The sequence below is a fragment of the Pseudorhizobium flavum genome (assembly GCF_044142885.1).
Lineage (GTDB): Bacteria > Pseudomonadota > Alphaproteobacteria > Rhizobiales > Rhizobiaceae > Neorhizobium > Neorhizobium flavum.
Window position 1 is genome coordinate 711730 of record NZ_JBIOKZ010000001.1, and the last position, 8298, is coordinate 720027.

Sequence of the window (8298 nt, forward strand, 5' to 3'; positions counted from 1 at the left end):
GATTTGAAATTGTTCGTCTTCCTCGGGCGAACGCAGTGAGACCCGTGGATCGCCAAGAGAGGAGTCTGTCCGCTCGTCATCCTCGGGCTTGACCCGAGGACAAGGGAACCCCTCACCAAGAGTTGCTGACGTGGCATACCTTCGTCGCCCCAAAGAAAAACCGCCCGCCAAGGATGGCGAGCGGCTCGGGAAGATGATGTGGGGCTGATTAGCCGCCGTTCGTGGCGCCACCTGCAGCGGGCGGTGTTGCCGGGTCGGCGGGTGCGGCCGGGGCAGCGTCGGTTGCGCCACCGCCCGGTGCCGGAGCGACCGGAGCCGGAGCGCTGTCCATGGCTTCCGAATTCGTCGTCGAGGAGGTCGTCGCCGGGTCGGTACCGGGCTCGCCACCCATATTGCCCCAGATGAAGGCGCCGATCAGCAGGACGGCCAGAACGGCCACCCACGGCACCCAGGACGAGCTACGGCGGGCGTCGACGTTGTTATGCACCATGTCCGGGCGGCGGTCGCGCAGGTCCGGACGATTGTCATTCGGATCATAGGTCATGGGTTCTTCCTCCGTTTAACCTGGCAGAAGAACGGAGACTCACGGAAATTTGTTCCGTCAAAGATTCGATGCGTCTCCGGAACCCATGGAAGAGCAAGCGGATCCGTCAGTTTCGGGCGGTCATCGTCCTCGCCTCGACCCAGTTGTGCCAGCCCTCGACGGAGCCGTTGAAGACGTTGAGGTCGATCTTGCCGTTCACGCCCTGTGACAGGCCCGAACCGGAATATTGCCAGAAGACGAACTTGCGGCCCGGATAGACCTTGGACGGGTGCTGGGCGACGGCGCGCAGCCAGAAGGGATAGTTCTCGAAGGCGCCGACGAGGTTGTCCTTGTAGAAGTCAGGGGCCGTGTAGATCACCGGCCGCTGGCCGTAGTGACGCTCCAGCTTGTCCATGAAGACCTGCATCTTTTCGCGAACATCGGCAGGCGACGGGCGACGCTTGCAGGCGGAATCGCCGTTCCACTCGACGTCGATCACCGGCGGCAGGGCGTCGGGATCACGCGGCACGTTACGGATGAACCAGTCGGCCTGCTCGCTTGCGCGCCGGCACCAGTAGAAGAAGTGGTAGGCGCCGCGGCGGATGCCGGCCTCCTTGGCCCGCTGCCAGTTGGTCTTGAACATGGGGTCGAGATGGTCGCCGCCGTCCGTGGCCTTGATGTAGGCGAAGTTCGCGCCCTGCGTCCTGAGCTTCGGCCAGTCGATCTCGCCCTGCCAGCGGGAGACGTCGACGCCGTGCACGGCGTAATGCTGCGGCTGGACCTTGCCGAAATTGATCGGCTTGGCGTCGCTGAAGCGCTGGCTGTAGACCCGCGAACGCGTGACGGGGCCTGCGCCGGCAGGATTATCCGGCAGAAGCATCCCCAGCGGGCGCGACGAGGGGGTCGGCATGCCGACGGTCGTAGTCATGGCCGCCAGCGGCGCACTGCCGGTCTCATCCTCCGCCCAGGCGAGCGGCTTCGCCTCTCCCACGACCGCTGCGGGAACCGGCGCCGCGGGTTTAACGGAACTCGTCACCTCCCTTGAAGGCAGACCGGCGACGAGAGCCTCGGGACCCGAGCTCGACGTGCAGCCCGACAGGGCGAAGGCAACCATGGCAATGGCGGAGATGGCGGAACGACGCATGGCACCCACGTACGCAAAACAGGGATCGAAGGCAGCCGCACACGACGCCGGGACGCGCGCACGGAAAAAGCTAACGGAAGATTACCGCCAAAGATTGAATCCATTCTTAACGAGCACGACCATGATGGCGCCAAACGGTAGCCTCCCCTCGGCGAGGCAGTAGCGAATTGCGGCAATTCTGGGAACTTTAGGCCGCGATCCCGGTTCCTCCACAGATCGCATCACTTGATGTCGTCAGGCCTATCCCGTTCCAGATTTTGGGAGAGTTCAATGACCGAACGAGACACGAATCCAGGAGCCGGCTTTCAGCCTGGCTCTACCTATCCAACCGCAAGCAATCCTGCTCGCGACCCTTCCGCCAGCAAGCCGTCGGGGCAAGAGGGGACAGCGTCCCATGCCGCCTCGGCAGTTTCCTCCGCGGCCAAGGACGCAGGAGGCAGCCTGAAGGAGAAAGCCGCTGAAGACTGGCAGGCGGTGAAGGCCGGCGCCCAGGAACAGGTCAGCCGGGTGGGGCAACAGGCCCGCGACGCTGCCGGCGAGCAGAAGGATTTTGCAGCGAGCCGAGTCAGCGGCATCGCCAGCGCCATCGAGCGCGTCGGGGGCGAGCTCGAGCAGGGCGACCAGCGCGAGGTCGGCCGCTACGCCAAGCAGATTGGTGCCAGCATGCAACGCTTTGCCGATGACATGAAGGGCAAGGATCTAGGCGAGGTCGCAGCCATGGCTGAAGATTTCGGCCGCAGACAGCCGGCCGCCTTTCTTGGCATTGCGGCCCTGGCAGGCTTTGCCGCCAGCCGCTTCCTGACCGCATCGTCCGAGCGCACCAGCCAGCCTTCGGGGCGTACAGAAGGCATCAGCCGGGCCGACAGCACGGCCACCACGACAACCTCACCCGTCAGCCCCGCCACCGGCGCCGGCTATGCGACGGGCTACAAGCCGGAGGGAAGCTACAATGGCTAACCAAATGGACAATCGTCCCCTTTCCGAACTGCTGAGCGGACTGGTGTCCGACATCACCGGTCTCTTCCGCAAGGAAATCACGCTCGCCAAGACCGAAGCCTCGGAGAAGATGTCCCACGCCCTTACGGGGGTTGAGGCATTTGCCGCAGGGCTCGTATTCGCCATCGCTGCCGTCGGCGTTCTTCTCGCGGCCCTCGTCAATGGCCTCGCCGCGTTCTTCGTCGCGCGGGGAATGACGGAACCAGGAGCAGATGGCCTCGCGTCAGTCATCGTCGGCGTCATCGTGGCCCTCCTCGCTTGGGGTATGATCCACCGCGGCCTCTCGACTCTGCGCGGTGAGAACCTGAAGCTCGACCGCACCTCGACGTCCATTCGCCGGGATGCCCAGATGATAAAGGAGCGTGTCTGATGTCCACGACCGATACAATGCGGGCTGAACAGCTCGAGCGCGAGATCGAACAGGACCGTCGCCGGATCGAGGAACGCATGGATGCGATCCAGGCGAAGATGTCGCCGGGCCAGCTTCTGGACGAAGCACTGGCCTATGCCAAGGCGAGCGGCGGCGGCGAATACGTCGCCAATCTCGGCAGTGCCATGAAGACCAATCCCATCCCCGTTGCACTGATGGGTGTGAGCATGGCCTGGCTGATGGCTAATCCAGGCAGCAACCGGACCTCTGCCCATGAGGACGATGGAGTGGAATATCCGCTGGCGCCCGTCACCGGCCATGTCCGCCGCGTCGGTCCCGTGCAGACGCAGGGGGAGAGCCGTTACAGCCACTTCACCGACGAGGGAGGTAGCCGGTTCCGGGCTTTGACCGATGAAACCGGTCGACGTGCCGGCCACTTCATGGACGAGGCGGGCAAGACCTATCGCGGCTTTGCAGATGCGACCGGGCGTCAGGTCCATGACATCCGCGACGAAACTGGCCGCCTCTTCGACGAGGCTTCCGGCTGGGCTTCGAAGACCTGGAGACGGATGAGTTCTACCGCTGGAAAAGCCGGTCACTCCATGATGCGCGGTGCGCGGTCCATGGGTGACGGTGCGATGTCGGCGGGTGGCTCGGTCCGCGATTATGCCGGCGATCTGAACGACAGCATCGCGCGGCATTTCCGCGACCAGCCACTGATCGGCGGGGCATTGGCTTTTGCGCTCGGCGCGGCCATCGGTGCGGCCCTGCCGAACACGCGCCGCGAGGACGAGGCAATGGGCGAGATGGCCGAGGGCGTGCGTAAGCAGATGTCCACGAAGGCCGCCGATGCGGTGGACAAGGCCGAGGCCGTCGCATCGGACATCTACGGCAAGGCCACGGCCGTCGCATCGGATGTCCATGATGCAGCTAGAGACCGAATAGCCGAGGAAGCCCGCGGCATGCAGCAGGGCAATGGCGCGGCGCGCGGAGACACCCGCCCCCACTGACCTGATAGTCTTCGCTTCAAGGCTCCCGTATTCGTGCGGGAGCCTTTTTTTGTTGGACCAGAGGTTCACGCACGTTGCCTCGTGCCATGTTCCAGACGAGGAATGGAAAGTCCTCGCTACACTTGCCCTTCCCTCGGATGGAATTCCGCTCGCGTTCAGTCCATAGTCGCTCGACTCCCAGAACCCGTCGAAGGAAGAGCCATGGACAAGCCGCGCGTCACCATCCTCTACTGCACCCAATGCAACTGGCTGTTGCGGGCTGGATGGATGGCGCAGGAACTGCTGCAGACCTTTTCCGACAGTCTCGGAGAAGTGGCGCTCATTCCCGGAACCGGCGGCAATTTCGAGATCCGGATCGACGGTGACCTCCTTTGGGAACGCAAGCGTGACGGTGGATTTCCGCGTCCGAAGGAGCTCAAGCAAAGGGTTCGCGACGTGATTGAGCCGGAGCGGGACCTGGGGCATCTGGACCGGCAAACGCCACCGGGCGATGCCTCCTAGGTTGCGGGCGAAGGTCCTGCGACTGTTTTTGCAATCCCGACATGGAAACTTCAAAAAGCCAGTTGACAGCAGACGGCCGCCCCCGTACATCGCTCTCCGTCGCCCAGATGGCGGAATTGGTAGACGCGCCAGCTTCAGGTGCTGGTACTCGCAAGGGTGTGGAGGTTCGAGTCCTCTTCTGGGCACCATTTCCCACTAAGTATTTGACTTTGTTCAGATACTTTGGATCGCTCGATTGAAGTCCCAGCTGTAACAGTCAGTGTTATAGTCGAGGCCCACGAAGCGATGAAAATGCTGCCAGACCGGCTCATGGTGCGAAACGGCACCTTCTACTTCCGCTTATGGATCCCCAAGGATATCGTGCCGGTCTATGGCCGGCAGCTGGTGGTGACTTCCTTGCGTACCAAAGACCTCAAAACCGCGAAGACCCGCCTGGCCCGCAAGACTGTGGAAGCCGAAGAGCAGATCGAGGAATTGCGCTCGAAGAGCCAGGGGGCGAACGGGCCCAACGAGGCGACCCCAGCAGCTGATCAGGGCGCTCTACGCGCCACCTTCCCGAGGATCGTCTCGCAACACACTCTTACGGTCCGCGATCGCGAGTTCGAGCAGCGAGCGGCCTTCTATGCCGAGGCAACCCGGGAGCCTCGGCGCCTCTGGTCGGGGGAACTCATGGCACTCCCTACCCCTGCCCATTTCGGTCACGGCGAAGCCGACGCCTATACCTATTTCGATCATCTCGTCGCGGAAGGCGACCTCGACAAGATCATCGGCTTCTTGAACCACTTTCGACTGAAAGAGCGCGTCCGAAATCTGAAGCGGATGCGGGCAACCGGCGACGTCGAAGAGTTTGTGATCGCTGCCCGTGAGCGTCTTGCCGGATTGAATGATAAATCCGCGGTGAGTTTAGCTCGGCTGCTACTGGACACCGAGCTTTCAACCCTTGAAGCCATTCTTGGCGGAGACCCGATAGCGGCAGATCAAGTTGCTCCATCGAGCCCGGCTCCGATTTCTGATGTTGCCAAGGCCTTGAGCCCACCCCCGTCTCCGCTCCCCCTAGAAGGCGATCCCCTATCGATCGACGCTATCTTCGAGAAATGGGAAAGGGAGACAAACCCAAGCGCCAGCACCCTCTCCAGTTGGCGCGGAATCGTTCGCGACCTGAAGTCCTTTCTAGGACCCAAGGCGAATGACATCCGCACCGTTGTCGCGGCTGACATCGTCGCATGGAAGGACAAGCTCGTACGGGACAAGAAAGCGGCGGCAACAATCTCCCGTGGCTATCTCGGCTGCGCACGCGCCTTGTTCCGGTTCGCTATCGCCAACCAGACGATGGCGACGGATCCCACCGAAGGGATCAAGGTCATTCGCAAGGCAAAGGCCGGCACTCGCATGCTAGGCTATACCAATGATGAAGTAGCAAAACTGCTCGATCTCGCCGCAGAGGCGAAGGAGCCGTGGAAGCGCTGGCTACCCTGGCTTGCAGCAGCCACCGGGTCTCGCATTGGCGAGGTCGCTCAGTTGCACGGCTCGCATGTAACGGAGGAAGAGGGCTACGCAGTTCTGAAAATACAGCCGGCGAGCGACGCCGGCAGCATCAAGAATGAGTCAAGCGAGCGTACCGTCCCCATACACCCTGCACTGATCGAGGCCGGCTTCCTTGAGTTTGTTGCCTCGCGAGGGAGCGGCCCTCTCTTCTATTCCCGATCCTCAGGTGATCCCAAGCGCAAGCACGCCTCAAAAGGCGTCTCCAATCGCCTCGGTGTCTGGATCCGTAGCTGCGGCTTCCGCGACCCTCGCAAAGCCCCCAACCATGCTCTTCGGCATTGGTTCAAGACCGAAGCAGCCCGAGTTGGGATACAAGACAGCGTTGCAGACGCTATCCAAGGTCACAGTGATGGTAGTTCTTCGGCCGTCTACCGACACATCGGCATAGCGGTGATGGCAGCAGCTCTGCAAAAACTAACGCTACCACCGGAATGAGACATTCGGGCGGCTGGCTGTTTGCATGAAATGTTCAGGTGGCATGAGAGGGTGGTCTGTCACCATCATTCGGCTGACCGCACGCAATGCAGCCCGATACCGCCGTTTCAAGAGGCGTTGAGCATCTCGGACAGGTAACCCAGTTGCCTATGTGGTGTGACGAGGACATCCATCCGTCCCTCGGGGGTCAGCGGTACTCACCACACGAGGCCAAGTTGGCTAAGAACTCGGTCATGCCGGAAAGGCTGTTTTGGGGCCGTCTGCGGACCGTCCGCTTACGCGGTGGGATTTCGAGAAGCCGACTTTCAGCTCAGAAATGCGGGGGGCGCGAAGCGGAAATCATTTCCGTTATGAGACTCCCTGTGCGCCTCCCTCATAATCATTCCACGACAAGCGTGCTCGAGCATTTATCCGCAAGCGTTCGTCTGTTATCTGCTCAGGTCATGCCCCCGCCCGGTCCCTCCCCCGCTCCTGCGCTCTCCAACGTCCATGCTCGAGGACGTGAGAAGCTGCTTGCTCATCTCGCCATGCTGTTGTTCGCCTCACTCATCGCGGGATCATTCTCGTTCGGCGGCATGGCGGCGCAACATCTGGACTCCGGGCCGCTGACATTGATGCGCTACCTCATGACGGTGGCAGTGATGGGCGTTCTGACGTTCTGGATCATGAGGGTCCCGTTCGCGCTGCCTCGAGCCATCTGGAGATATGCAGTCCTCGGCGGTCTCATAGCAACGTACATGCTCACGATGTTCATCGCGCTGGAGTTCACCAGCCCGGTCCAGACAGGAGCAGTCTTCACCCTCATGCCGCTGATCAGCGCAGGGTTCGCGCTGATGTTCATCGGCCAACGGACACGACCAGACGTCCTGGCTGCTCTTGTCACGGCGGGGCTTGGAGCCATCTGGGTCATATTTCGCGCCGACGTTCAGGCACTGCTTTCGTTCGATATCGGACGCGGCGAGCTGATTTTCCTGGCTGGTGTGATCGGCCATGCTGCCTACGTGCCGCTGCTGAGAAAACTATCCCGGGGGGAGAACCCCGTATTGTTCGGTTTCTGGATTATCGTGTTCACGGTGCCATGGCTGGTGCCGACGGGTGCACGCGAGCTGGCCTCGCTGGAGTTTAGAGCGCTGCCACTGTCGGTCTGGGCCACCCTTGCCTACCTTTCCATCGTGACGACTGCCTTTACCTTCCTACTGCTTCAGTACGCGTCCATGCGTCTACCGGCTGCCAAAGTCCTTGGTTATGGATATTTGACGCCCAGCTTCGTGATCGTGCTTGAGGGGCTTCTGGGGCACGGGTGGGTTGCTCCCCCGGTCATCCTCGGCGCCCTCGTGACTGCGGCAGGACTCATAGTCATGGGCGTTCTGAAGGACTAAAGCATCCCTCCCCCGGAGATGTCACAGGCGACCTTGAATGGTGAAGCGGGAGGAATTTGCTTTCGAAGCACCTAATCCGGCTTCGAGGTCCTAGCTGACGGAGTGCGATATCGGGACGATGTATCTGCTCAACTTGGATCAGACTCGTTCGGGCCTGATTTCTTCGCGGACAGCTTTGGAAGCATAGCGGGTACTGCCGCGAGAATGATCAAGACCACGAAGGTTGACAGGACGGCGGTTGCTTCCAATCCCAGGCCCGCTATCACTCCAATTCCTGCCGTCGCCCAGATGTTCGCTGCCGTCGTTAAACCCTCGACCTCCCGCCGCGCTGCACGAACCATGATCGCGCCCGCACCGAGAAAGCCGATCCCTTGTACAATGCCCTGCAGCACGCG

Annotated in this window: 9 protein-coding genes and 1 tRNA gene; 7 read left to right on the plus strand and 3 right to left on the minus strand. The window is 61.7% G+C overall.

Translation table 11 applies throughout. The features are described 5' to 3' along the window. Nucleotides 1–208 precede the first annotated feature (208 nt). Nucleotides 209–544, minus strand: a complete 336-nt coding sequence (locus ACEPP2_RS03385) for a hypothetical protein (RefSeq protein ID WP_395515773.1) — start codon at nucleotides 542–544, stop codon at nucleotides 209–211. A gap of 106 nt (nucleotides 545–650) precedes the next feature. Further along, a complete protein-coding gene (locus tag ACEPP2_RS03390) occupies nucleotides 651–1667 on the minus strand; it encodes a glycoside hydrolase family 25 protein (RefSeq protein WP_395515774.1) in 1017 nt (338 codons plus the stop codon). Nucleotides 1668–1937: 270 nt separating this feature from the next. On the opposite strand from ACEPP2_RS03390, the gene ACEPP2_RS03395 reads away from it, so the two are divergent. The 7 genes from ACEPP2_RS03395 to ACEPP2_RS03425 all read left to right on the plus strand — a co-directional run bounded on the left by ACEPP2_RS03395 (nucleotide 1938) and on the right by ACEPP2_RS03425 (nucleotide 7903). Then, a complete protein-coding gene (locus tag ACEPP2_RS03395) occupies nucleotides 1938–2624 on the plus strand; it encodes a nutrient deprivation-induced protein (protein WP_395515775.1) in 687 nt (228 codons plus the stop codon). After that, nucleotides 2617–3033, plus strand: a complete 417-nt coding sequence (locus ACEPP2_RS03400; protein ID WP_395515776.1) for a phage holin family protein — start codon at nucleotides 2617–2619, stop codon at nucleotides 3031–3033. Before ACEPP2_RS03395 ends, ACEPP2_RS03400 begins: the two co-directional genes overlap by 8 nt. After that, nucleotides 3033–4043 (plus strand): DUF3618 domain-containing protein, encoded by a 1011-nt coding sequence (locus ACEPP2_RS03405; protein WP_395515777.1) that lies wholly within the window; start codon nucleotides 3033–3035, stop codon nucleotides 4041–4043. Before ACEPP2_RS03400 ends, ACEPP2_RS03405 begins: the two co-directional genes overlap by 1 nt. Nucleotides 4044–4244: 201 nt before the next feature. Beyond that, nucleotides 4245–4544, plus strand: a complete 300-nt coding sequence (locus ACEPP2_RS03410) for a SelT/SelW/SelH family protein (protein ID WP_395515778.1) — start codon at nucleotides 4245–4247, stop codon at nucleotides 4542–4544. 101 nt (nucleotides 4545–4645) lie between these two features. After that, nucleotides 4646–4732, plus strand: a tRNA-Leu gene (locus ACEPP2_RS03415). Nucleotides 4733–4766: 34 nt separating this feature from the next. Further along, nucleotides 4767–6524, plus strand: coding sequence for a DUF6538 domain-containing protein (locus ACEPP2_RS03420; protein WP_395515779.1), 1758 nt, complete (start codon nucleotides 4767–4769; stop codon nucleotides 6522–6524). 443 nt (nucleotides 6525–6967) lie between these two features. Then, the gene (locus ACEPP2_RS03425) at nucleotides 6968–7903 is read left to right on the plus strand and encodes a DMT family transporter (protein ID WP_395515780.1); all 936 of its coding nucleotides are present in this window, start codon (nucleotides 6968–6970) and stop codon (nucleotides 7901–7903) included. Between the two features lie 128 nt (nucleotides 7904–8031). Here the strand turns inward: ACEPP2_RS03425 and ACEPP2_RS03430 are convergent. Next, nucleotides 8032–8298, minus strand: a 267-nt coding sequence (locus ACEPP2_RS03430) for an MgtC/SapB family protein (protein ID WP_395515781.1), incomplete at its 5' end; no start/stop codon positions are given.